The sequence below is a fragment of the Halorubrum alkaliphilum genome (assembly GCF_017873815.1).
Classification (GTDB): Archaea; Halobacteriota; Halobacteria; order Halobacteriales; family Haloferacaceae; genus Halorubrum; species Halorubrum alkaliphilum.
This window is the reverse complement of sequence record NZ_JAGGKQ010000008.1, coordinates 18,048-42,238: the sequence shown is the minus strand read 5'-3', so window position 1 is coordinate 42,238 and position 24,191 is coordinate 18,048. Positions and strand designations below refer to the sequence as shown.

General features: G+C 67.4%; 19 protein-coding genes. 5 read left to right on the top strand and 14 right to left on the bottom strand.

What is annotated here, in order from left to right; genetic code table 11:
• Window positions 1-6: 6 nt before the first annotated feature.
• The 7 genes from ilvN to J2751_RS07245 form a co-directional block, all read right to left on the bottom strand.
• Window positions 7-690 (bottom strand): acetolactate synthase small subunit, encoded by a 684-nt coding sequence (gene ilvN / locus J2751_RS07275; RefSeq protein WP_209484638.1) that lies wholly within the window; start codon window positions 688-690, stop codon window positions 7-9.
• Window positions 687-2,534, bottom strand: a complete 1,848-nt coding sequence (gene ilvB, locus J2751_RS07270; protein WP_209484635.1) for a biosynthetic-type acetolactate synthase large subunit — start codon at window positions 2,532-2,534, stop codon at window positions 687-689. Before ilvB ends, ilvN begins: the two co-directional genes overlap by 4 nt.
• A gap of 367 nt (window positions 2,535-2,901) precedes the next feature.
• A complete protein-coding gene (locus tag J2751_RS07265) occupies window positions 2,902-4,104 on the bottom strand; it encodes a LeuA family protein (protein WP_449405238.1) in 1,203 nt (400 codons plus the stop codon).
• A gap of 545 nt (window positions 4,105-4,649) precedes the next feature.
• The gene (locus J2751_RS07260; RefSeq protein WP_209484633.1) at window positions 4,650-5,402 is read right to left on the bottom strand and encodes an ABC transporter ATP-binding protein; all 753 of its coding nucleotides are present in this window, start codon (window positions 5,400-5,402) and stop codon (window positions 4,650-4,652) included.
• The gene (locus tag J2751_RS07255) at window positions 5,386-6,204 is read right to left on the bottom strand and encodes an ABC transporter permease (protein WP_209484632.1); all 819 of its coding nucleotides are present in this window, start codon (window positions 6,202-6,204) and stop codon (window positions 5,386-5,388) included. Before J2751_RS07255 ends, J2751_RS07260 begins: the two co-directional genes overlap by 17 nt.
• A 1-nt stretch (window position 6,205) precedes the next feature.
• Window positions 6,206-7,192, bottom strand: coding sequence for an aliphatic sulfonate ABC transporter substrate-binding protein (locus J2751_RS07250; protein ID WP_209484629.1), 987 nt, complete (start codon window positions 7,190-7,192; stop codon window positions 6,206-6,208).
• 276 nt (window positions 7,193-7,468) lie between these two features.
• Window positions 7,469-7,741, bottom strand: a complete 273-nt coding sequence (locus J2751_RS07245; protein WP_209484627.1) for a DUF7111 family protein — start codon at window positions 7,739-7,741, stop codon at window positions 7,469-7,471.
• A gap of 555 nt (window positions 7,742-8,296) precedes the next feature.
• Here J2751_RS07245 and J2751_RS07240 point away from each other — a divergent pair.
• Both J2751_RS07240 and J2751_RS07235 read left to right on the top strand, forming a co-directional pair.
• On the top strand, window positions 8,297-9,226 hold the full coding sequence (locus J2751_RS07240) for a 1,4-dihydroxy-2-naphthoate polyprenyltransferase (protein ID WP_209484625.1): 930 nt from the start codon (window positions 8,297-8,299) through the stop codon (window positions 9,224-9,226).
• Window positions 9,226-10,311 carry a mandelate racemase/muconate lactonizing enzyme family protein gene (locus tag J2751_RS07235; protein ID WP_209484623.1) on the top strand — a complete coding sequence of 362 codons (1,086 nt, stop codon included), beginning with the start codon at window positions 9,226-9,228 and terminating at the stop codon, window positions 10,309-10,311. The genes J2751_RS07240 and J2751_RS07235 overlap by 1 nt, the downstream gene beginning before the upstream one ends.
• 19 nt (window positions 10,312-10,330) lie before the next feature.
• On the opposite strand, the gene J2751_RS07230 is transcribed toward J2751_RS07235, so the two are convergent.
• The 3 genes from J2751_RS07230 to J2751_RS07220 form a co-directional block, all read right to left on the bottom strand.
• Complete coding sequence (locus J2751_RS07230; RefSeq protein WP_209484621.1) at window positions 10,331-10,882, bottom strand: hypothetical protein; 552 nt, start codon at window positions 10,880-10,882, stop codon at window positions 10,331-10,333.
• Between the two features lie 66 nt (window positions 10,883-10,948).
• Complete coding sequence (locus J2751_RS07225; protein WP_209484618.1) at window positions 10,949-11,329, bottom strand: hypothetical protein; 381 nt, start codon at window positions 11,327-11,329, stop codon at window positions 10,949-10,951.
• A gap of 77 nt (window positions 11,330-11,406) precedes the next feature.
• Window positions 11,407-11,778, bottom strand: coding sequence for a hypothetical protein (locus tag J2751_RS07220; protein ID WP_209484616.1), 372 nt, complete (start codon window positions 11,776-11,778; stop codon window positions 11,407-11,409).
• Window positions 11,779-11,912: 134 nt separating this feature from the next.
• On the opposite strand from J2751_RS07220, the gene J2751_RS07215 reads away from it, so the two are divergent.
• Window positions 11,913-14,600: an AAA domain-containing protein gene (locus J2751_RS07215; protein ID WP_209484614.1), complete on the top strand. Its 2,688-nt coding sequence runs from the start codon at window positions 11,913-11,915 to the stop codon at window positions 14,598-14,600.
• A 154-nt stretch (window positions 14,601-14,754) separates the two neighbouring features.
• Window positions 14,755-16,260 (top strand): DUF790 family protein, encoded by a 1,506-nt coding sequence (locus tag J2751_RS07210; RefSeq protein ID WP_209484612.1) that lies wholly within the window; start codon window positions 14,755-14,757, stop codon window positions 16,258-16,260.
• A 52-nt stretch (window positions 16,261-16,312) separates the two neighbouring features.
• Here the strand turns inward: J2751_RS07210 and J2751_RS07205 are convergent, their stop codons facing one another.
• Entirely contained in the window at window positions 16,313-17,068 is a 756-nt protein-coding gene (locus J2751_RS07205; protein ID WP_209484610.1) for a cohesin domain-containing protein, read from the bottom strand.
• 278 nt (window positions 17,069-17,346) lie between these two features.
• Here J2751_RS07205 and J2751_RS07200 point away from each other — a divergent pair, with 278 nt between their 5' ends.
• On the top strand, window positions 17,347-18,579 hold the full coding sequence (locus J2751_RS07200; protein ID WP_209484608.1) for a YncE family protein: 1,233 nt from the start codon (window positions 17,347-17,349) through the stop codon (window positions 18,577-18,579).
• A 100-nt stretch (window positions 18,580-18,679) separates the two neighbouring features.
• Here the strand turns inward: J2751_RS07200 and J2751_RS07195 are convergent, their stop codons facing one another.
• From J2751_RS07195 to J2751_RS07185, 3 genes are read right to left on the bottom strand one after another with little or no spacing between them, the layout of a single operon-like run.
• Window positions 18,680-20,473: a Na(+)/H(+) antiporter subunit D gene (locus J2751_RS07195; RefSeq protein WP_209484606.1), complete on the bottom strand. Its 1,794-nt coding sequence runs from the start codon at window positions 20,471-20,473 to the stop codon at window positions 18,680-18,682.
• Complete coding sequence (locus J2751_RS07190) at window positions 20,470-22,581, bottom strand: cation:proton antiporter (protein WP_209484604.1); 2,112 nt, start codon at window positions 22,579-22,581, stop codon at window positions 20,470-20,472. Before J2751_RS07190 ends, J2751_RS07195 begins: the two co-directional genes overlap by 4 nt.
• Entirely contained in the window at window positions 22,578-24,188 is a 1,611-nt protein-coding gene (locus tag J2751_RS07185; protein WP_209484746.1) for a proton-conducting transporter transmembrane domain-containing protein, read from the bottom strand. Before J2751_RS07185 ends, J2751_RS07190 begins: the two co-directional genes overlap by 4 nt.
• Window positions 24,189-24,191 lie beyond the last annotated feature (3 nt).

Genomic DNA, 24,191 nt, shown 5'->3' with positions numbered 1-24,191 from the left:
ATGTGTCTAGTTGGTGTTCGGCGTCGTCGGTTCGCCGGCCGTGCCGGGTTTCTCTCCTGGTGCGGTGGGGACGGTCCCCTGCGCGAGCGCGGTCTGCCCCGTCCGGGCTATCTCGATGATCCCGAACTGGTCGAACGCGTCGAGCGCGTCGTCGATCGTCGTCTCGTCGCCCGTGAGTTCGACGGTGATGGTCTCGCTATCGGCGTCGAGCGTCGTTCCGTCGTACATCTCCGTGACCGCGTGGACCTTATCGGGTTCGTCGCCCTGTACCTTGAGCAAGACGAGTTCCGAAGTGATCGCGTTTCCGGACACCTCGCCGACGGAGATGACGGGCTTCAGCTTCGCGGTCTGTTTCTCGATCTGGTCGATCCCGGGGTCGGTCTCCTCGACGACCATCGTGATCCGGGAGTGACCCTCCACGGTCGTCGGACCGACCGTCAGGCTCTCGATGTTGAACTGTCGCCGTGAGACGAGCCCGGAGACGCGCGCGAGCACGCCGGGTTCGTCCTCGACGAGCGCGGAGATGACCGCGCGCCGGGTGTCGTGTTCCGCCTCGACGACGGGGTCGATACGGGTTCCTTCGAGGTTCCGTCGTCCCTCGGGATGGGGTCGGTCCTCGGGAGCGGGACCGGGCATACCGGCCGTCCGCTCCTCGTCGCCGTCGGTCGACCCGGACGTGTGGCCGCTCATAGCTGATCCTCCGAGAGGGCGAACTGCCCGTTCGCGCCGCCGCTCGGCACCATCGGCAGGACGTTCTCCTCTGGGTCGACGTGGAAGTCGATGACAGCCGGACCGTCGTACGCGAGCGCCTCCTCGACCGCGGGTGCGACCTCGTCGTAGCCGTCGACACGGATCCCGAGCGCGCCGAACGCCTCGGCGAGCTTGTCGAACTCGGGCATCCAGTTGTACTCGGAGGCCATGTGGCGCCCCTCGTAGAAGGCGTCCTGCCACTGCCGGACCATCCCGATATACTCGTTGTTGAGAACCGCGACGGTAATGTCGAGGTCCTCACGGACCGCGACCGACAGCTCCTGGAGCGTCATCAGGAAGGATCCGTCGCCGTCGAAACAGATCACGTCGCGGTCGGGGTCACCCATGGTGTCGGCGGCGACGCGCGCGCCGATCGCGGCGGGCAATCCGTATCCCATCGTGCCGAGCCCGTGTGAGGAGACCCACGTACGAGGTTCGGTGTACGTCCAGAACTGTGAGGCCCACATCTGGTGTTGGCCGACCCCCGTCGTCACGATCGTGTCGTCGTCGGTTGCCTCGTCGAACGCTTCGACGACGAACTGTGGCTTGAGCGGCTCGTCGTCGGGCGTGGCGTACGTCATCGGATACGTCTCCTGCCACTCCAGACACTGCTCGCGCCACTCGTCGGCGTCCGGCACGGTTCGGATCGCGGCCGTCAGCTGTTCGAGGACCGTCTCCGCGTCGCCAACCAGCGGATAGTCGGCGTGAACGTTCTTCGATATCTCGGCGGGGTCGATGTCGATGTGAACGACCTCCGCCTCCGGCGCGAACGTGTCGATGCCGCCGGTGAGCCGGTCGTCGAACCGGGTTCCGACCGCGATCAGGCAGTCGGTGTGCGTGATCGCCATGTTGGCGTAGCCGGTGCCGTGCATGCCTGCCCACGAGAGACACAGGTCGTCGTCCTCGGGGAACGAGCCGATCCCCGGCATCGTCGTCGTCACCGGAATCTCGTAGGTTCGTGCGAACGAGCGCGCGGCGTCGCTCGCCTCGCCCTTGATAACGCCGCCGCCGAACAGACAGACCGGACGGTCGGCTCGCTCGATCGCCCGCGCGGCCGCCTCCACCGCGTCCGCCCGTGCCTCCGGGTTCGGGTCGGTTCCGGGCGGTGCCTCCGCCGGACCGGGCGTTTCGTCGGTCTCTTCCTGTGTGACGTCCTTCGGGAGGTCGACGAGCGTCGGGCCGGGGCGACCGACTCGCGACAGCTCGAACGCCTCCCCGACAACGTCGCCGACCGAATCGGCGTCACCCGCGAAGTAGTTGTGTTTCGTGATCGGCCGAGTGACGCCGACCGTGTCCGTCTCCTGGAAGGCGTCGTTGCCGACGAACTCGGTCGGGACCTGCCCGGTCAACGCGAGCATGGAGTCGCTGTCCATGTCGGCGTCGGCGATACCGGTGACGAGGTTGGTCGCGCCGGGACCGGACGTGGCCAGACAGAGGCCGGGCTCGCCGGCGACGACGCCGTACGCGTCGGCGGCGTGCGCCGCGCCCTGCTCGTGGGCCATCGTCACGTGCCGGATCGACGAGCTATATAAGGCGTCGTAGACAGGCATGATCGCCCCGCCCTGCACGCCGAAGGCCGTCTCCGCGCCCGCGGCTTCGAGCGCGGAGACGACCGATGTCGCGCCGGTCGCGTTCGTTCCGTCCGTCGGCTCTGTGCCGTCCGCGTCCGGTGTACCGGTAGTCGTCGGGTCCGATCCGTCCCCCGATCCGTCCGCGTCGGACGCTGACGGCGGCTCCGTCTCCTCGGGGTCGTCATCTCGTTGGTGTGCTGCTGAATCGCTCATCGTCGTGTGTGGTGTGTTGGTGTCTCTCGGGTACGAGCGTCGTTCGATCCGAACGGCCGACAGACGGGCGGTTCCGGGCCCGGTCGTCGGCGTTCGTCGATACGTCGGGTCGGTGAGGAAGGGGTAGTGTAGGGGCTTATACCCCTACAATAATCGTCGCGACGGCCGCGGCTACGCCGGGGAGTGCCCGTGTCGTCGCGTTCCGTCGCATGTAGACTAGGCTGATGGCAGCCGCGTATAAATGTCTGTCGAGTTGTGGTATCATTCAACACGACAGTTCGGCCCACGATCGACTCCGTACCGAATCCGGTCCGGTGATCCCGGCGCAGCGGCTGCGGAGCGATCGCGGCGTCCGCGGGGGAGGCCATCAGAGACGGACCTCCTCCTCGCGGTTGACGTCGACCTCCCGGGCGAACCGCTCCACGTCGCCCGCAGTCACCTGCCGCTTACCGGAGCCGTACTCCTTGACGCGTTTGGTGATCTCGCGCACCTCGCCCTCGGTGGGGTCGAAGCCCGCCTCGACGAGGTGTTTTCGGACGCTGTGGGTGCCCGTGTGTTTACCCAACACGAACTCGCGTTCCGCGCCGACCATCTCCGGCGTCATCACGCCGGGTTCGAACGTATCGGCGTTCTCGATGACGCCCGCGGCGTGGATGCCCGACTCGTGGGCGAACGCGTTCCGCCCGGTGATCGGCTTGTTCGCCGGCACCGGGATGTCCGAGGCCTCCTCGACGATCCGGGCCAACTTCGTGATCTGTGTCGTATCGATGCCGGTGTCGACGCCGTACACCGACTCGACCGCCATCACGACCTCCTCGTAGGCGGCGTTGCCGGCGCGCTCGCCGATCCCGTTGACCGACACCTGCGCCTGCTCCGCACCGTTCTCGAAGCCGACGACCGCGTTCGCCGCGGCCATCCCGAAGTCGTCGTGGGTGTGGACGTCGACGCGCGCGTCCGTCGCCTCGACGACCGCCTTCACCGTCTTCCCGAAGCTGGTCGGCATCCCGACGCCGCAGGTGTCCGGGATGTTGATCCAGTCGGTGCCCGCGTCGGATACCGCCTCGACGATGTCGATCAGGTAGTCGGGGTCGGTCCGCGTCGCGTCCATCGGCGAGAACATACACTCGACGCCGGCGTCTTTCACCTGCTCGACGGCGTCGACCGCCCGCGATTTCGCCTCCTCGCGGGTGGCGTGCATTGAGTCCTCGAGTTGGACGTCGCTGGTGGAGACGAACACGTGGACCATCTCGACGCCGGCGTCGATGGCAGCGTCGATGTCGCCCTCGACGACGCGGGCCAGTCCACAGACGGTGGTGTCCGTCGCGCTCGCGATATCGCTCACGGCCTCGAACTCCGCCTCGGAGTTCACCGGGAACCCCGCCTCGATGACGTGGGTGTTCATGTCGTCCAGCGTCGCCGCTATGCGGCGTTTCTCGTCGTAGCTGAACGATGTCCGTGGTGACTGTTCGCCGTCTCGTAACGTCGTGTCGAAGATCCGTACAGGACCGATATCGATGTTAGAAGCTATCGTGCCCTGGAAGAACTCGACCCGCCGGGGTGTCCGACGAATCCTCCGTGATGTCTGTCATCGACTCACACCAGCGGGTACCGCTACTTAAAGGTTCCGCCGCTCGCAACATTCGACCGACGCGGACCGTCCGACAGCCCACCCGAAACCGGAAAACCGCAGTACCTCAACGCCACCGCAATACCTTATATAATATATACCAAACTCGTCTCCAAGCCGTTCTGCCGTTTCGGAACCGGGTTAATAAGGAGAATAGACGTTCGTTTCACTCCGGTCGTCGCTGGCGCGCGGCTCCGAGCGGGCCGACGAGGTGGCCGGCAGGGTGGGACACAGAGGAGCAGGCTGGCGCTTTGGAGGTGTCCACCGTCTATTCGTCGTCAACTGCTTATAAACGAATCAGCTGGGGTCTGAAAGCAGCAGATATCACCGCAACTATATATGAACAGCCGCCAGCAACACCACTAGTTCACGTATAAATAACTACCAGGCCGTATGGCGAGACCCACTCCCGGAGTCGATCACTACGCACTCTTCACCGAACGGTTGGTTCAGATGTATCTGGAGGAGAGGATTACAACGAAGTCGTCTCACAGCCCGAGCGCGTCCGTGATCGCGTCTCGAGCCGCGAGCAGCTCCGGGTCGGTCCGGTCGCGCGGGCGCGGTGCGTCCACGTCGACCACCGTCTCGACGGTCCCCGGCTGGCCACCGAGCACGACGACGCGGTCGGCGAGGTACGCCGCCTCCTCCACGTCGTGCGTGACGAGTGCGATCGTCGTCCCCTGCTCGGCCCACACCTCCAAGAGGTTGTCCTGCTGTTCGTACTTGGTGAGCTGGTCGAGCGCGGAGAACGGCTCGTCGAGCAGCAACACCTCGGGCCGATACGCGAGCCCCCGCGCCAGCGACACGCGCTGGGCCATCCCGCCGGAGAGCTCGCTCGGACGACTCCCGGCGAACCCGTCGAGACCGACCGTCTCGATCAGGTCGTCGACGCGGTCGCGGGCGGCGGCGTCGCCGCGGTCGACCCCGCTCGGGAGTCCGACCGCGACGTTCTCGCGCACGTCCGCCCACGCGAGGAGCCGGGGCTCCTGAAACACCATCCCGACCGCGTCGCTACCGCCGTCGCGGACGTCGACCCCGTCGACCGCGGCACGACCCTCGAAGTGCTCCTCTAGTCCGGACAGCACACGCAGCAGGGTCGACTTCCCGCAGCCGGAGGGGCCGACGACCGCGACGAACTCCCCCTCCTCGACCGTCAGGTCGACCCCGTCGAGCGCGACGGTGTCGCCGTACCGCTTCGTGAGCCCCTCGACCGCGAGGGTGTGGTCACCAGTCGACGACACGGCGTTCCACCCCCTTGACGGCGAGATCCGAGAGGTTTCCGAAGAACGCGAACAGCAGGATCGAGCCGACGATGATGTCGGGGCGCGCGAGCACCCGCCCGTCGCTCATCAGGAACCCGATCCCCTGACTCGCGGCGATTAGCTCCGCGGCCACGACGAACATCCACGCCAGCCCGACGCCGCCGCGGATCCCGACGAGCAGGCTCGGCACCGCGGCCGGAAAGACGACTCGACGGAGCGACTCGATCCGGCCGAGGTCGTACACCTCGGCCACCTCGATCAGCTCGTCGCCCACGTTCGCGATCCCCGTCGAGAGATTGAGATACACGGGGAAGAAGGCCCCGAGCGCGATGAGGAGCACCTTCGCGCTCTCGCCGATCCCGAACCACAACAGGAACAGCGGGACCCACGCCAGCGAGGGGATGTTCTTCAGGCTCTGGAGGAGCGGGTCGAGCAGGTCGTTCGCAAGCCCGTACAGCCCGGTTACGGTGCCGAAAACGACCCCGACGCTTACCCCGAGAAGGACCCCGAAGAACACGCGCTGGAGCGTGATCGAGATGTGGCCCCACAGCTCGCCGGAGACGCCCATCGCGTAGAGCGTCCCGACGACGCGGAGCGGCTCCGGCAGCTGGTGCGGGGCGAACACACCCGTAGCCACGAGTACGTGCCAGACCACGACGAGCCCGGCAGGTACGACGAGCCCCAGCAACCACCGGAACCGGCTGAGCGCCGGGAGGACGCCCGAGTCGCTCTCGGCGTCGTGGTCGGAGCCGATCCGGTCCGTCTCGCGGGTCGTCGCCATCTCACTCTCCTCCCGGGCCGATACCGGCCGCGAACCCCGTGTCGAGCAGCTCGTCGACGCTGCCCGCCGGGTCGGCGTCGTCGTTGACCAGTCCCTCACGTTCGAGGATCGGCGCGAGGTCGGAGAGCAGGTCGTGGTGGTCGTCACCGGGGATCTGCTCGGTGAGGTCGTTGCGCTCGGTGAACACTCGCTGGGCGACCGGTTCGGACATGTCGGACTCGCTCGCGAGGATCTCCGCCGTCTCCTCGGGGTTCTCTAGTGCCCACTCGCGGCCGCGCTCGTACGCTCTGATCACGCGACGGGCGTCCTCCGGACGGTCCGCGATGAACTCGTCAAGGAAGTTCAGGAACCCGTAGGTGTTGAAGTTCGGCTCGCGATAGAACAGCTCCGCGCCGTCGTGTTCGAGCTCCAACTCGGCCATGTGCGGATCGAGACCGGCCCACGCGTCCACGTCCTCCCGGACGAGCGACGACTGTCCCTCCGGGTGTTGGAGGTGGACGACCTCCACGTCGTCCTCGCTCAGTCCGGCATCGTCGAGCGCCTGAAGCAGGAAGAAGTACGGGTCGGTGCCGCGCGTCGCGGCGACCTGCTTCCCCTCCAGATCGGCTACGGTCTCGATGTCGCTATCCTCGAAGGCGACGAGGGCGGTCCACTCGGGCTCGGAGTAGATGTAGGGCGTCGTGATCGGGACGCCGTTTGAACGCGCCATCAGCGCGGCAACGCCGGCGGTCGAGGCGACCTCCGCCTGCCCGCCCTGTGAGTACTCGTTGGCCTGGTTGCTTCCGAGACTCAACACCCACTCGACCTCGACGTCAGTGTCGTCGAACGCCTCCGCCATCCACCCCTTCTCACGTAACACGAGGCTGACCGGGTTGTAGTAGGCGTAATCGACCGTCACCGTCCCACCATCGTTCCCCCCGATACAGCCGGCCAGCAGCGAGCTGCTGATCGCCGCGCCGGTGCCGCCGAGGAACTGTCTTCGCTTCATCGTAACGCTTCATATACGTCCCCTTCATAAGGCAATATGGCTATGGAGAATATTTAATCGCAGCTATGATGTTTGGTAGTAATTAATATAGGAGTGTGTGAAGCGTCGTCACAGAGAGATAACGGGTTTAAGCCGCGTTATCCCGAGGATAGCGGAGAGCGCGAACGTATTCCATCCGTGTCGCGGATCCGAGGTCGTGCGTGATACCGGATTCGATTGCTGGTATCGACGACTCGGTGCGGGGACGTATCGACGACTCGGTGCGGCATCCGAGCGTCACATACCCATGTCTGCCGCGTCCTCGGGAACCGGGAGATCGTGGACCTCGACGCCGAGCAGCTCGGCGGCGTGGTCGAGCGCCATGTCAAAGCCGTAGTACCGTTCGAGCTCGTCGCCGTCCGGGGCGGTTCGGACCTTCAACATCGCGTAGCCGTCGACGTTCTGGGCGACCGCTGCGGTCCGGCCGTCCGCCGAGAACGTGAGCAGGCGCTCCTCGTCAGTCTCCTCGTAGCGGGCGGTGACGCCGTTCGCTGCCGTCGTATCCGACATACCGATCGTACGGACCGAAGTGTGTCGTATCTGTCGGTCGATCCCGTCCACCCGCCTGTAAGGAGTCGATCCTGCCGGGCCGTTGAAACCCCAAGTGAATCGTTGCTGGCTCGGTACACGGGTTCGAAGATCCGAACGTTCGTTTATATGTCGTTGCTGTCGGATCGGCAGCGAACACCGCCAACGCCCCAGTCGATCGTTTATAAGCGATCGACGGCAACTCGGCCGTGAACGCCTCCAAAGCCCCAGCCGTGCGGGCGGCGCACGATCACTGTGCGCCTCAGTCACGCGTTTCACTCGCTCCCTGCGGTGTCGCCGGCGACCTCGCGCGCGTTTCTCGCGCGCGCCACCGCAATTTTTGTTATAAACCACCGCCGCCATCGCCCGTTCAGCCTTTAAATACGACCTCGTTGCCGTCGATCCGTGAGATTCACTCCCGCTATCGTTCAACGAACACTCCGTACTGCTCGATCACCTGTCGCGGATCGATCGGAGGGAGCCCACGAGAGCGGTTAGATGGTAACCTTAAGGGACGCCACCCGCCAATCACGCGTAATGAGTACCGAGACGTCGCGAGGGCGGGCGTGGCTGATCGCAGCGCGGCCGCAGACGCTTCCCGCGGCGGCCGCGCCCGTGATCGTCGGGGTCGGGCTCGCGGTCGAGGCGGGCGTGTTCGCTCCGCTGCCTGCGTTCGCGGCGTTCGTCGGCGCGGCGCTGATACAGGTCGGCACCAACTTCGCGAACGACTACTACGACGCGATTCAGGGTGCCGACACCGACGACCGCGAGGGGTTCACCCGCGTCGTCGCCAGCGGCCTCATCGAACCCGCGGAGGTCAAGCGGGCGATGTGGCTGACGTTCGCCGCGGCCATCGGCGTCGGCACGTACCTCGTCGCCGTCGGCGGCGTCCCGATCCTCGTCGTCGGACTGGCCTCGGTCGCGGCCGGGATCGCCTACACCGGCGGCCCCTATCCCCTCGGCTACCACGGGCTCGGCGACCTGTTCGTGTTCGTCTTCTTCGGCGTGATCGCCGTCACGGGCACCTACTACGTCCAAGCCGCCGCGCTCGCGGGCGGGGTGTTCCCGCTGTGGATCCCCGACGGGACCGTCACCCTCCCGGCGGTTGTCGCCAGCCTCCCCGTGGCCGCGCTGTCGACGAACATCCTCGTCGTGAACAACGTCCGGGACCGCGAGGAGGACGCGGAGACGGGCAAACGGACGCTCGCGGTCCGGTTCGGCTACCGTTTCTCCCGAGGACAGTTCCTCGCGCTCGTCGCGCTCGCGTACCTGGCACCGTTCTGGTTCCTCGCGAACGGCTACGGATTCGCGGCGCTCCTCCCGCTCGTCACCCTTCCGCTCGCGGCCGGCGTGAGCCGGACGGTACTGACTGAGACGGCCGGGGAGGCGCTCAACCCCGCGCTCGAATCGACCGGGAAACTGCTCGCGGCGTACGCCGTCGCGTTCGCCGTCGGCCTCGCGGTCTGATGCGGGTCCGTCCTTTCTCGGTCGACCTGTCGAGCCCGCTCCGGACCGCCCACGGAGAGATCGCCGAGCGCGAGGGGATTCTGGTCGGCGTCGGCGGGAGTAGCAACGGCGATGATGGCGGCAACGACAACCACCGCGGCTCCGCCACCGGCGTCGGCGAGGCGACCCCGTTGCCCGGCTGGACAGAGTCGTTGTCGGCGTGTGAGGCAGTCCTCGACGGCGACGGGTCTCCCGCCCCCAGCGATATCGACCCACACGAGACGCCCGCCGCCCGACACGGCGTCGCGGTCGCGGTCGCCGACGCGGCGGCTCGGGAGTCCGGACGGCCGCTCGCCGCGCGTCTCGCCGAACGAGCCGGCTTCTCGGGGGCAGCCGAACCGTTACCGTCGACATCCGTCCCGGTGAACGCGACGATCGGGGACGGGTCGAGATCGGAAACGGTCGCGGCGGCGGAGCGGGCCGTCGACGACGGGTACGGCTGTATAAAAGCCAAAGTCGGCGCGCGCCCGGTCGACGCCGACGTCTCGCGGCTCCGTGCGGTCCGCGAGGCGGTCGGTCCGACCGTCGAGTTGCGCGCCGACGCCAACGGCGCGTGGGATCTGGAGACCGCCCGACGGGCGCTGGACGGGCTGGAGGGTCTCGACCTCGCGTACGTCGAGCAGCCGCTTCCGGCGGAGAGCGTTGCCGAGACGGCCCGGCTTCGAGCGGAGACCTCGGTTCCCATCGCGCTCGACGAGTCGCTTGCGGACCACTCCATCGAGTCGGTCCTCGCGGCCGACGCCGCGGACGTCGTGGTTCTCAAGCCGATGGCCCTCGGCGGCCCGGACCGGGCAGTCGACGCCGCGAGGCGGGCTCGCGAGGCGGACGTCGAACCAGTGATCACGACGACGATCGATGCGGTCGTCGCGCGGACCGCGGCCGTCCACGTCGCCGGCGCGGTTCCGAACGTCGCGGCCTGTGGGCTCGCCACCGGCGAGTTGCTCGCGGCGGACCTCGCGCCGGACCCGTGTCCGGTCTCGGACGGACGGATCGCGGTTCCGGAGGGGCCGGGGCTCGCCGGCGACGCGTTCGAAGACTTGCTGTGAACGCGACGAGAATCGGTGGCTACTGGAACCCGCGACCGACGTCGTCGTCCTCGATCAGGTCGTCGAGCTCGCTGGAGAGCAGCCGTTCGGCCTCCTCGAAGGTGTCGCTCAACTCGTCGAGATCGTCGGGGCGTCCGTCGAACTCGTAATCCATCGGGCCGAACGCGGGCGAGTCAACCGCTTCCATCACGTCCTCGAACAGGTGGTCCGGGTCCGTCGGGGCCTCCGCGTGGACCTTCAGCGTCTCCTCCAGCCGAGTCGCCATCGTTTTCGCCTCCGCCTCGTCCTCGGGCGGGCTCCGCACCGCGAACCGACCGGGGGAGTCGTCGTCGGGAAGCAGCGGATCGAGCTCGTCGTCAACCTTCCGGGCGACCCGCGTGCCGACGCCGCGAAGCTCACGGGGGTTCTTCGCGTACGTCTTCAGCTGGTAGACGCCGACGCTCGGGTGGCCGAAGTAGAGGTCCTCGCCGAGTCCGTCGCGGCGGGACCCGGCGACGGCCCGCCAGCCGTCGGGATCGGTCGAATCGCTCGCCACGTCCGCAAGGATCTCTCGCCAGTTTCGGACGCGCATCGTCGCCGACAACTCGGGAGTGAGGCCGGATGAGCGTGTCGGTCGCGGCCGTCCAGCCGGGGATCCTCAGTCCGTGTCGACTCCCGCACGGTTCTCCTCGACGAACAGCGACAGGGCGACCGCCGCAAGGGTGAGCCCCAATACGCCGTTCACGGCACCTAACCGGAGAAAGTCTTGGCCGCCGAGCACCCAGACGACGCCCAGCGCAAGCACGTGCGCGATACCGACGAGGTACAACACGGGGTTCCAAAAGCGAGTGAGGAACAGGCCGATACCGAACAGGAAGCTCCCGGCGATCGCGAGGAACTGCGGCATCCCGGTCTCCGCCCAGACGACGAGGTTCACGGCGACGATGCCAACCGAGCAGCCGAGCCCCGTCCAGTAGCGGAGCCCCCACGAACCGACCGCATCGGTCCGGAGTAGCCGGTCGGTTTCGGATCCCTTCACGTCCTCGACGACTCGCGGGAGACGACAAAACCGTTTCCCCGGAACGGATCACACGGAGAGGACCCGAGAACCCTCGGCTACCGTCGCTCGTACACCGGCTTTCGCTGCGTCTGAACGTAGCGGTACACCGCCCGGGTCAGGAGCACCGATCCGATGACCAGAACGACGAGCGAGACCATCGAATCGGTGCCAGCGACGAAGTCGGAGACACCCCACAGCACCATCCCGACATACAGCGCAACCCTGAACCGGAACGTGTCGAACCCCTCATCGAGCAGTCCCCAGAGGACGACACCGGCGATGTAGAGGCTGACGGCGACCTCGCCGACCGCAGCAAGCCCCTCCTGTCCGATCCTGAAGTAGCCGCTCACGATCGACAGCGTCGCCAGCGCGAGGATGATGCCGCCGATGACCCGTCGCCCGTACCGGTCGTACAGCGAATCGCTCATACCTGTACTGACGGCTCCGTATATAAGGAGACTACGAGTTCGGTCGGCCGGGAGCGCTCTGGATAGACACGGCCTGCTCCTCTCATCTCTCACCGCACCGACAGCGTTTTTCGCGGCCGGCGAGGACAACGGGCGTGAACGTTCGGGGGCCGATCCTCTCCGTCGGGGAGGCGCGGACGGTGTCGACGTCGTACGGTGACCGGGAGCTCCGCGAGCTCCGGATCCGGCCGGAGCGCGGCGCAGGCGATCCGGTCGACGTGACGCTGTGGGGCGACTGGGCTGAGACCGCCGAGCACGCCGAACCGGGCATGGAGCTGTTGGTGACGGACGCGGAGGCGGACGAGTATGACGGCGAGACGGGCTACGCGACCACCGGCGACTCGTGGGTCGTCCTCGAACCCGACTTCCTCGTCGACGTGACGGGGATCCGCTCGTGGGTCCAGTGTCCGCGGATGTACTACTTAAATAAGCTCTCGGGGATCCCGCTGAACTACCCGGTCGTCAAGGGGAACATCGTCCACGAGGTGTTTGGCGATCTGTTGCGCGGGATGGATCTCGAGGCGTCCGTCTCGGACCGCGTGGCGGAGGCCGGCCTCGAACTCGGCCTGCTGGGGTACGAGGCCGAGGAGGTCGCCGACGAGGTGCGGCGGAATGCGGCCGCCATCGAGGGGTGGCTCGCACAGGGGACGCTGACCGACGGGGACACGTGGCGGTCGGAGTTCACCCTGATCTCGCCGACGTTCGGCTTAAAAGGGCGCGCGGACGCGCTCCGCCGCGGCACCCCCGTCGAACTCAAAACCGGCAAGAACACGAACCGGGAGCCCCGGTTTCAGGACAAGATACAGGCGGCCTGTTACGCCCTGATGTTGGAGGAGCGCGGCGTCGACCCGGACATCGGGACCCTCTTATACACCAAGAACACGGCGCTCGACCGCAACGAGGAGAGCGGCGACCTCGCGCCGGCCAAGGAGTTCCCGGTCGGGAACGGCCTCCTGAAGTTCGTCGTCCGCACGCGCAACGAACTCGCCGCGATGGAGTGGCGCGGGCTCAACGAGCGCGGCGAGCGCCCGACCGTTCCCACCGGCTACGAGGCGGACGCGAACTGTAGCTACTGTTTCGAGCAGGACACCTGTATGGTCGTCTCCGGGCGACTGAACCAAGAGTCGAAGGCGGGGCAGGTCGGCACCCCGGTCCCCGAGGCGGAGCGCGACTACTTCGACCGTTTTTACACCGCGATCGAGGAGGAGCGCCGCGAGACCCACGCGGAGTACCGGAAGCTGTGGGAGCAGACGCCCGCGGAGCGTGCCGCCGACGACCGCGCGCTGATCGATCTGGAGCCGGTCTCGCGGACGGAGATCGCGGAGAACCGCTGGGAGCTCCGGGCTCGCAGAACCGACGACGCCGTCTCGAAGCTCCGCGAGGGCGACGTGGCGCTCGCGAGCGACGGCGACCCCGTCTCCGGACACGGAGAGCTGGGCCGGATCCGCGAGTTGGGCGACGAGGTCGTCGTCGAGACGGACGAGCCGGTCGATCTCCACCGACTCGACGTGTATCCCTCCGAGATCTCCGTCGACCGGATGCTCACCGCCCTCCACGACGCCGTTTTAAAGGGTGACGAGCGTCGAAAGGACGTGATCTTCGGCGGTGATGACGACGAGGTCGAGCCGCCGCGGTTTCGTGATGACCACGGGACGTACATCGACAACAACGCGGCCCAGAACGAGGCCGTGAATCTGGCGGTGACCGCCGAGGACTGCGCGCTGATCCACGGCCCGCCGGGAACCGGGAAGACCTACACCATCGCCCGGACGATCCGCGCGCTCGTCGCCGACGGGAACCGGGTGTTGCTGTCGGCGTTCACCAACCGCGCCGTCGACAACGCGCTCGAAGCGCTCCGCGATCAGGGGTTTACGGACGTGCTCCGGGTCGGCAGCGAGACGGGCGTCCGCGACGACATGCAGGACGTGCGGCTGGTCCAGCGCGGCGACCCCAACCGGAAGGCGGCCGAGCTGCGGAACGCGCCGGTGATCGCCGCCACCACCGCCGCCTGCGGCTCCCGGGTGCTCCGCGAGTGCGAGTTCGACGTTGCCGTCGTCGACGAGGCCTCACAGCTCACGGAGCCGAGCACCCACGCCGCGATCACGCTCGCCGACCGCTTCGTCCTCGTCGGCGACCACGAGCAGCTTCCGCCGGTCGTCCGTGCGGAGAACGACCTTCAAACCTCCCTCTTCGAGCGGCTCGTCGAGGCGTATCCGGACGCGAGCGTCATGCTCGACCGACAGTACCGGATGAGCCAGCGGATCCAGGCGTTCGCCTCCACGGAGTTCTACGACGGCGCGTTGCGGCCGGCAACGCCCGAAGTCGCGGGGCGAACGCTCGCCGACCTCGGCGTCGATCCGGAGGACCTCCCCGCCGAACTTCGCGGCGGGGTCTCCGTCGTCGATCCCGACGGCGACCGCGACGGCAACCGCAACGTCCGGGAGGCCGAGCGGGTCGCCGAGGTCGTCGACGCCTATCTCGCGGCCGGCGTCGACCCAGACGACATCGGCGTCATCGCCCCGTTCCGCGCGCAGGTCGCGGAGATAAGCCGGCGAACGGCAGTCACCGTCGACACGGTCGACCGGTTCCAAGGCTCCTCGAAGGCGGTGATCGTCGTCTCGTTCGTCGCGACCGGCACGCTGGCGGGGCCCATCTTCGAGGACCACCGCCGCGTGAACGTCGCGCTGACCCGCGCGAAGAACCAGTTAACGCTCGTCGGCGACGCCGACGCGCTCTCCTCCGATCCCTTTTATACCCGAATGCTGGACTGGGCACGACGATAGTGCGTGATCGCTCCGCCGACAGGTCCAAACCCCCACCCGCCCGCACCGCAACCACAGCCTCATGCCTTTCAGCCTCGGCGGCGACCGTCCATCGCGCTTGCCTCCGTCGCGCCGGTCTCGATCGCTTATATATCCCCGTCGTCAACGTCGGAGCGTGTTACGGAAGGACCTCCTCCGGGTCTCCCGGGCGGGCGGCGGCTACCGGCCGGAGTTCGTCGGTCGCGAGCATCGACCGCTCGCCGCTCGCGTGCTCGGGACGTTTCACGCGGCCGTCGGCGACACGCGGGCGGAGCTGACGGACGCGCTGGAGTCGCTGGAGGCCGATTCCGACGACTTCAAGCTCGTTCGGGGGCTGGCAGCCCTCGTCGAACGCGAGTGCGAGTTCGAGACGCGGGCGACGGTCCCGCCGCCGCGGGTCCGCCGGGCCACCTTCGAGGCGGCCGAATCGGTCGGAGTCGCGAGCGACGAGGAGCGCGAACTGGCGATCGACCGAGCCGCGGATCGGCTCGGCGTCGACCCCGGCGTCGTCGACGGGGACCTGTACGCCGACCGCGACACGCGGCAGGTGCTCGTCGACGCCGACGTGCGCTGGGATCCCGACTCGCTGCTCGAACAGTACGACCTCTCGTTAGCACAGACCGCGCTGTTCGACGCCACCGAGATCCGGATCCGCTCGGTCGACCCCAAGGCGCTCGTGAGCGCGGTCAAACGACTTGGCCTGATGTACGAGCTCCGACGAACCGAGAGCGGACGGGAGCTGCTCGTCACCGGACCGGACACCCTCTTTCGCCGGACGAGGCGGTACGGGACCGCGTTCGCCCGGCTCCTCCGGACGGTCGCGGGAACGACGGAGTGGCGACTGGAGGCGACCATCGACGACCGCGGTACCGAGCGGACGATGACGCTCTCCGCGGGCGACGTGACGGTCCCAGGCGTCGACCCGGTCGCCGAACCCGCCTTCGACAGCGGGGTCGAGGCAGAGTTCGCGGGGCGGTTCCGCGGGCTCGACCTCGACTGGTCGCTAATTCGCGAGCCGGAGCCACTGGAGACGGGGACGCGGGTGATGATCCCGGACTTCGCGTTCGACTACGAGCACGCCGACTTCCGGCTCTACTTCGAGGTGATGGGCTTTTGGACCCCCGAGTACGTCGAAAAGAAGCTCGCCCAGCTCGCGGACGTGGAGGATGTCGAACTGCTCGTCGCGGTCGACGAGAGCCTCGGCGTCGGCGAGGAGATCGCCGCGCGCGACCACCGGGTCGTCACCTACTCGGGACACGTCCGGGTGAAGGACGTAGTTGACGTGTTACGCGAATACGAGTCGGAGTTCGTCGCCGACGCGGCCGCGGCACTCCCGGATGAGCTGGCCCCCGACGAGGACGTCGTCGATCTCACAGCGGTCGCGTCAGCGTTCGGGGTCGGCGTCGACGCGATCGAGGACAAGCGGTTCCCCGAGCACGAGCTCGTGGGGCGAACCCTCGTTCGACCCGCGGTGCTGGACGCGGTCGACGAGGCGCTCGCCCCCGGCGCGGCTCTCGAGGAGGCCGAGTCGGTTCTCGATGACCACGGGATAGCGGACGCGAGCGCCGCGCTCTCCCGACTCGGCTACCGGGTCGCGTGGGAGGGGTTAGGAGGCGGAACGCTGCGCGAGAAGAGCGGATAGCGGTCCGGCGCGAGACCCGGTTCGGAAGGTAGGGCGCGGCATCCACGTCGGCTCAACGGAGCCGCCGGACCGCTCCGATCGCGAGGGTTCCAACGGCGACGAGACCGAGACCGATGATCGCGGCCACCGTGGTCGCGCTCGGGTCGTCGCCCCCGGTCGCCCCGTCCTCTGCGTCGGGCGTCACGCCATCCGCCTCGGTTCCCCCGCTCTCGGTGCTGCCGATCTCGACGACGGCCTCACGATCAGTTAACACCGGCAACGGGTACTGAAGCAGCTGTGCGTCCGCCGACTCGAATCCCACCACCGTCTCGGTTGCGGGCGCGTCCGGGGCGACTTCGAAGGTGATCGTCGCCGTCGGCGTCCGGTCCTCAGCAGTGTCGCCCACGCCGCCCGCCGGCGGGTCCCGCTCGGCCGCGACGGTCACGAGACCGGCCGCCTCGTCGATGTCCGTCTCGTGGCTCACGGTCGTCTCCTCGCCGCGTTCGAGCCACGGGCCGGGTTCGACGTCGACGGCAGTCAGGAGTTCGGGGTCGTAGGCGACCGCGTACTCGTAGGACGCGACCCCGTCGTCGCTGTAGCCGGCCATCGCGCGGAACCAGACGTTCACCTCGACGGTGTCACCGCGGTCGACCTCCGTCTCGGCCGGATCGAAGCCGAGCAGTCCGGGGTTGTCGCCGGCGGCGGCGGGTCCGACCGGGGCCACCAGCCCGACCGCGAGCACCCCGCAAATCAGGACGAGTACGCTGATCCCGACCGTCACACGAGAACGCTCTCGTCGCGATCGAGCCTCGTGGTCCGGAACGGTCATATCGTGCCTACGAAGCGGCTCGAAAAGAGGCTGTCCGTGGGTACGGCCGCTACCGTGACTCGTGACGTAGTCGGTGGACGTGATCGGGCGACGGGCCCGTCTCTACGGACTGATATCGGCCCGATCGGATGTAGTGTGGTGTCCTCGTTTGAAGCAATATATGCGCCCACCTATGACGCGGGAATTCTGCCGATAACAGCGACTGTAGCGCCTCTACCGTACGATCCCGTTGTGAGTATCGACAGTGTTTACTTTCCGGGCCCGGATGACGATACACTATGGACCAAACGACTCGACGGACGTTCCTCGCGGGTGCTGCGGGCGCGAGTCTGGCCGGACTGGCCGGATGTGCCGACGACGACGTGGACGGCTACGAGATCTGGGGCGCGGACCAGGGGACGAACACGATATACATCCACGAACCGGACGGCGACGGTGGATTCGACGAGGTCGACGAGATCGACACCGGCGCGGAGGGCGGCGAGGTCCCGCACATGGTGGACTACTCGTCGGACTACGAGTACGCCGCGGTCGCCTGTACGGCGGGCGCGCGGACCCTCGTCTATCGGACCGAGGACCGCGAACTGGTCGCGAACCTCGAAACCGGCGCGGGCTCGCACTTCGCCGGCTTCTCGCCGGACGACGAGTACATCCACGTCGACGCCATCGGCGAGGAGGAGATCGTCCGCGTGGACGTGGACCTCGAGAACGAGGAGTTCGAGCAGGTCGACTCGATCGACGTCCGCGAGAACGACACGATCGTCGACGCGGGCATCGAGGACGGCTCGCCGATCTGTCACCAGTACGCGCAGGACGGCCGCTCGCTCCACACGATGGGACCGAGCTACCACGACGCCGCGCTCGTGATCGTCGACCATGACGACTTCTCGGTCGACCGCGCGTACTCCGGCGACGATATCCCGACGAACTGTGGGACCGTCTCACACCCGACCGAGGAGAAGTTCTACCTCACCGCGGGGCTTCCCTCCGATCCGGACGCGGACCCCGACGAGGATCCCGACGCCGCTGCGGGAGTGGGCGACTTCTACGTGTACGACACGGCCGAGGACGAAGTCACGACCGTCGAGTCGACGCGCGGCGTCGACGCGCACGGCTTCTGGTTCACTCCGGACGGGGAGGAGCTGTGGGTACTCAACCGCGAGACGAACGACGGGCTGGTCATCGACCCCGAGACCGACGAGGTCATCGACGAGATCGACGCGTTCGGCCCCGAACAGTCCGACGATCCCACCGAGTCGGACGCGCCGGACATCATGTGGGCGTCGCCTGACGGCGAGTACATGTTCGTCACCACTCGCGGACCGAACCCGCTCTCCGGCGACCCGCATGCGGCGACCGGATTCAACCCGGGATACGCCGTGTTCGACATCGACTCGCGCGAGCGCGTGGACATGGTCCAGCCGGACTCCGACAACCCTGACAGCGACTTTCACGGGATCGGCGTCCGGCCGATCGGCGAGTACGACGGGTTCACGTCGCCCTCGTACTGATCGACGGCAACACCGCCGATCAACCGAAACGACGCCGAAAGCCGACGACCGCCTATCCCTTTTCGAGGAGAGAACCCCGCCGTTTACGACGGGGAGAACGTCACCCGAGCAATAACGCGAACAGAGCCACCGCCGCCGCGAGCGTCAGGATCAGTACGCTTCGGCCGATTCCGGTCCGGATCTCGGCGTCGATCCCCGCCTCCGCCAACGCCGCGCGGGGGTTCATCGCGGTCCGCATCGTCGCGCCCGCGGTCCGCATCGTCAGGCGGTCGACGGCGGCCCACAGCTCCGTGACGCCCCACACCGCGCCGCGGCCGGCGTAGAACGCGGCCGGATGTAACACGGCATCGACGTCACGCATGTGGTGTGCGAGCCAGCCGAGTGGGCGCTTCAGCGAAAAGAACCCGACGAATCCGGCGGTCATGAGCACCGCAGCCTTCTCGATATGCCCGAACTGGAGCGGATCGAGGTAGTAGCTGTACGGGTTCGAGAGGTCGTTCGCGACGTCCGCGAACGGGAGTAGATCGAGCTGTGCGGTGTAGACGACGCCGAGAACGACGCACGCGACCGCAGCCATCGACATCCCGACCGTCTGGAGCGGTTTCGCGTCGGCGAGCCCGCGGTGTTCGGGCTTCGCCTCCCCGTGGAAGAAGATGTAGTAGCCGAGCTTGATGAACGACATGAACGTCCCGACCGCGCCGATCATCAACAGCCACCACAGCAGGTCATAGCCGAACAGCAGGGGATAGTTGCCGGATATCTGCTCGGTCGCGTCGAGCACGAGCCCCTTCGAGACGTAGCCGTTGAACCCGGGCACCGCGGTAATGGAGGCCGCACCGACGAGATAGATCAGGAACGCCACGGGCATCACCGTCCAGAGCCCGCCCATCTCCTTGATGTAGTTCGATCCGGTCCGATAGATCACGACGCCACACACCATGAACAGCAGGCTCTTGTACAGTACGTTGTTGAACAGGTGCGCGAACCCGCCGGCGACCGCGAACTGACCCCACTCGCCGCCGAGCGTCGCGAGCCCGATCCCCGCGAGCATGTATCCGACCTGCGCTTGGATGTGATACGAGAGCAGGCGGCGCGGGTCGTACTGAAGCAGGGCGAAGAAGACGCCGTAGACGGCCATGAACCCGCCGAGGTACGCGAGCCACCAGCCGCCCTCGGGGAACGCGCGGTACATCACGTACACCGCGGTCTTGGTGGTGAACACCGAGAGGAACACCGACGCCGCGATGTGTGGCCGCGGGTAGGTGTCCGGGATCCACGTGTGGAGGAAGATGAACCCGCAGTTGATCCCGATCCCGATCGCCGCGAGCACCGCCGCGGTCGCGTGGATCCCCGTCTCCGCGGTGAAGAGGAAGCTCCCGACCTCGACGAAGTGGACGACGACCGCCCCGAGCAGGATCGTGCCGCCGATCCCGTGGACGATGGCGTAGCGGTACCCCGCTCGGACGGCCTCGCCGCCGTATTGCCAGACGAGGAGAGTGCTCGTGACGGCCATCAGCTCCCAGAAGAAGATCACGGAGAGCCAGTCGCCGGCGTACACCGTGCCGACCGTCGAGGCGACGTACAACAGCGCGAACGACGTGAGCCACCGTGGCGCGTCGCTGGCGTACGCGTAGATCACGGCGGCCGTGGCGAGGAAGCCGATAACGAGTCCCATCATCGCGGAGAAGGGGTCGACGTTCAGGAAGACCACCGAGAAGCCGAGGAACTCCGTCGCGAGGTGGGTGCCGTCGGGCGCGAGCCACGCCTGTACGAACACGAACGCGGTCGCCGCCGCACCGAGCGCGTGGCCGACCGCGCGCGGGAGCGCGAGCACGAGCGCCGCCGCGACCGCGAGGACGAGGAACGGCGGCACCGCGGTCACCAGCCCGTTCATGGGCGAGCCACCTCCTCGGGGAGCCGCGTGTCGACTATCAGCTCGATCAGCTCCAGAAAGCCCATCTCGTAGGGGATCACGCCGAGCATGAGCGCCAGCGTCATCGCCGTGAGGATCGGCCCGAGCATGAACCACGTCGACTCGCGCCCGCGAAGGGCGTCGAGCCCGTCCACGCGCTCCCAACCGCCGGCTGGCGGACCACCGTGGTGGTCGTGTCCGCCGTGGTCGTCGTGCTCGTCATGGCTTTCGTGTCCGTCGTGAGTCTCGTGGCGGTCATCGTCGACGGCGTGGTCCTCGTCGTCGTGAGCGCGGTCATCGCGCTCGACGCCGAACGGAACGTTGACATCGGAGGGGCGCTGGTCGACCGCGTAGTCGCCGGTGTCGACGCGTTTCGCGGTCTCGGAGAAGTCCCGATCGCTCGTGTCGAAGTCCGGCCGAACCACGCCCTCCTCGTCGGTCGGGAGATCGTCGAACGATCCGCCGTTACCCTCCGAGTCGTCGTCCTCCGCGTCTGGGACGTCCGATCCGGTTGGCACGTCCGCGGTATCGGTTTCGCCATCGCCGTTCTCCGCGTTCTCGACGACCTCGTCGATTGGTTCGTCGTCAGTTGGTCCGTCGTTGACGGACTCGTCATCGTCGTCCTCGGGGGGGCGGCCCCCATCCGTAGCGGGGAGCGTCGACCGCGTCTCACCGCCCATTTTGAAGTCGACGAGCGGTTTCGCGTCGTGAGCGTCCTCCGACTCGAAGAAGGCGGTGTAGATCACCGGCCAGAAGTACGCCACGTTGAGCACGCCCGACAGCAGCAGCGCGCCCACGAGGTAGTACGCGACGGGCGTCAACTCCGCGCCCATTTGGATCCCGCCGATCAGCATGTAGTACTTGCTGACGAAGCCGGCGAGCAGCGGGATGCCGGCCATCCCGAGCGCCGCGACCGTGAACGCGCCCATCACCACCGGCATCCGCTTGCCGATCCCGGCCATCTTCGAGATGTAGTCGGTGTGGGTCTCGACGTGGATACACCCCGCACAGAAGAACAGGGTGAGTTTCATGAACGCGTGTGCCGGGATGTGGAGCAGCGCGCCGACGAGCCCGTACCACCCGAACAGTCCGAGCCCGAGGACGATGTAGCTCAGCTGACTCACCGTCGAGTACGCGAGCCGCTGTTTCAGATGGTCCTTCCGTAAGGCGATGAGCGAGGCCGCCGTGAGCGTGATCGCGCCGATGGTCGAGAGGACGAGTCCGGCGGTAAAGCCGAACGGCAGCGACAGCGAAAAGACGAGCTCGGGGCCGAACACGTCGAGTATCACCCGGGAGACGCCGAACGCGCCGGACTTGACGACCGCGACCGCGTGGAGCAGTCCGGAGACCGGCGTCGGCGCGACCATCGCCTCGGGGAGCCACTGGTGGAGCGGCATGATGCCGGCTTTCACGCCGAACCCGATCGCGAGCAGGAAGAAGGCGACCATCGCCAGCCCGGGGTCGGCGTTCGCGAGCTCCTGGATGCCACCGGGCGTGAACGCGACGGAGCCGGCGAGCCAGTACACCATGACGGTGCCGGCGAGCACGAGGACGCCGCCGCCGAACATCGTGTACGCGAGGTACTTCCGGCCGGCAGAGCGCGCCTCGTCCGTCTCGTCGTGTGCGACGAGCGGATACGTCGCGATCGACAACAGCTCGTAGAAGACGAAGATCGTCACGAGGTTGCCCGCGAACGCGATCCCCATGGTCGCCGACAGCGACACGGCGAAGGCGGCGAAGTACCGAGTCTGGTTGATCTCGTCGTTGCCGCGCATGTAGCCGATGCTGTAAAACGACGTGACGATCCACAGTCCGCTCGCGAGGAACGCGAACAGCATCCCGAGCGCGTCCGCCCGCAGCGCGAACTCGATCCCGGGCAGGAACGTCGCGATCGACGTCTCGTACACCGCGCCGTCGAGCACGCCGGGCAGCATCGACGCGACGATCCCGAACTTGACGAGCGCCGCGAGGAGTGTCCACCCCTCGCGAACGTTCGGCGAGCGGTACGACGCGACGATGAAGGCCGTCGCGACGAACGACACGAGGACTGCCAGCAACGGTCGGAGGTCGGATAGTGGAACGTCAGTCATGCGAACACCTCACTGAGGAACGGGTCGAACAGGTCCGCGAACGTCGCCCCGGCGAACCCGAGGGCGACGGCGGTAGCGGTAGCCAAAAGCAGGACGACGAACGCCCCTGTGGGGACGCGATCCGGGACGCCGAGCGTCGTCGGCGCACCGGACTTCGGCGAGATCGGGTCGTCCGCGTCGTGGTCGGCGGCCTGTCCGCCGTCGGCGACGACATTGCCGCCGTGTTCGTCGGTGTCAGCGACTCCCTCGCCGTGACCGTCGTCGAGGCCGACGCCGGCGAAGTACAGCTGTTCTATCAGCCGGGCGACGTACGCCAGCGTGAACAGCGTACTGATGAATATCACGGCCGCGATCCCGATCCCGACCGCGCCGCCGCCGGCACCGCTCTCCTGTACGGCGCCGAAGGCGATGTACCACTTCCCGAGGAAGCCGATCGAGGGGGGGATCCCGACCAGGGCGAGCCCGAGCACCGCGAGCGACCCCGCGGTGTACGGGGCGCGTCGAGCGAGACTCGCGAGGTCCTCGACGCGTCGAGCGCCGTACCCGAGCGCGAGCAGGCCGGCGGCGAGGAACAGCCCGAACTTCAACAGCCCGTGGCCGAGCAGGTGGACGATGCCGCCGAGCAGCGCCCACTCGTTGGCGAGCGCGACCGCGGCGGCGATCATCCCGAACTGGGCCACCGACGAGTACGCGAACATCCGCTTGAGATCCGACTGCATCGCTGCGAGCACGGAGCCCGCGAGGATCGAGACGCCGGTGACGACGAGCAGCACCGTCGTTATCGCGTCGTTTGCGAGCAGGAAGTCGACGGTGAACACGGTGTAGGTCACGCGGATCAGCGCGTACGCACCCGCCGTCGACACCAGCGCGGCGACGAATACCGTCACCGAGTCCGGCGCGCGCTGGTAGGCGTCCGGCTGCCAAGTGTGGACCGGGAACAGGGCGATCTTCAACGCGAAGCCGGCCACGATGAAGGCGAACCCGGCCTGTATCAGCGGATCCGTATAGGAGGCCTGTTCAACGATCTGCGTCTGGAGGTCGAGCATGTTCAGCGACCCCGTTGCGAGGAAGACGTATCCGACGCCGACGAGGTACAGCGACGCGCCGACGGTTCCCAACATCAGGTACTTCAGGGAGGCGTACGCGCTCGCACCCGACCGGTCGGCGGCGATGAGGGCGTACGTCGTGAGCCCGACGATCTCCAAGAAGACGAACAGGTTGAACAGGTCACCGGTGAGCACCACGCCCGAGAGTCCCCCGGTCAACAGGAGGTACCCGCTGTAGAACGCGTTTCCTCGCGGGCCGGCGACCCGAGAGAAGGCGAGCGTCGCCGCGGCAACGACGGCGATCAGGACGAGCACCGCCGCGGAGAGCTCGTCGGCGACGAGTTCGATCCCGACGGGGGGCTGGTAGCCGCCGAGCTCGTGGGCGAACCGCCCCGCCGTGTACACCTCGGCCGCGACCGCGCCCGCGATCCCGACGAGTCCGACGCTCGTGACCGCGGCGACCGACCAGCCGACATCGTCGTATCGGAGCCCGAGCGCCAGCGGGAGCGTCGCCGCCACGATGGGAACGACGACTGCCAACGGAAGGAGCAGCTCGATCAGCGG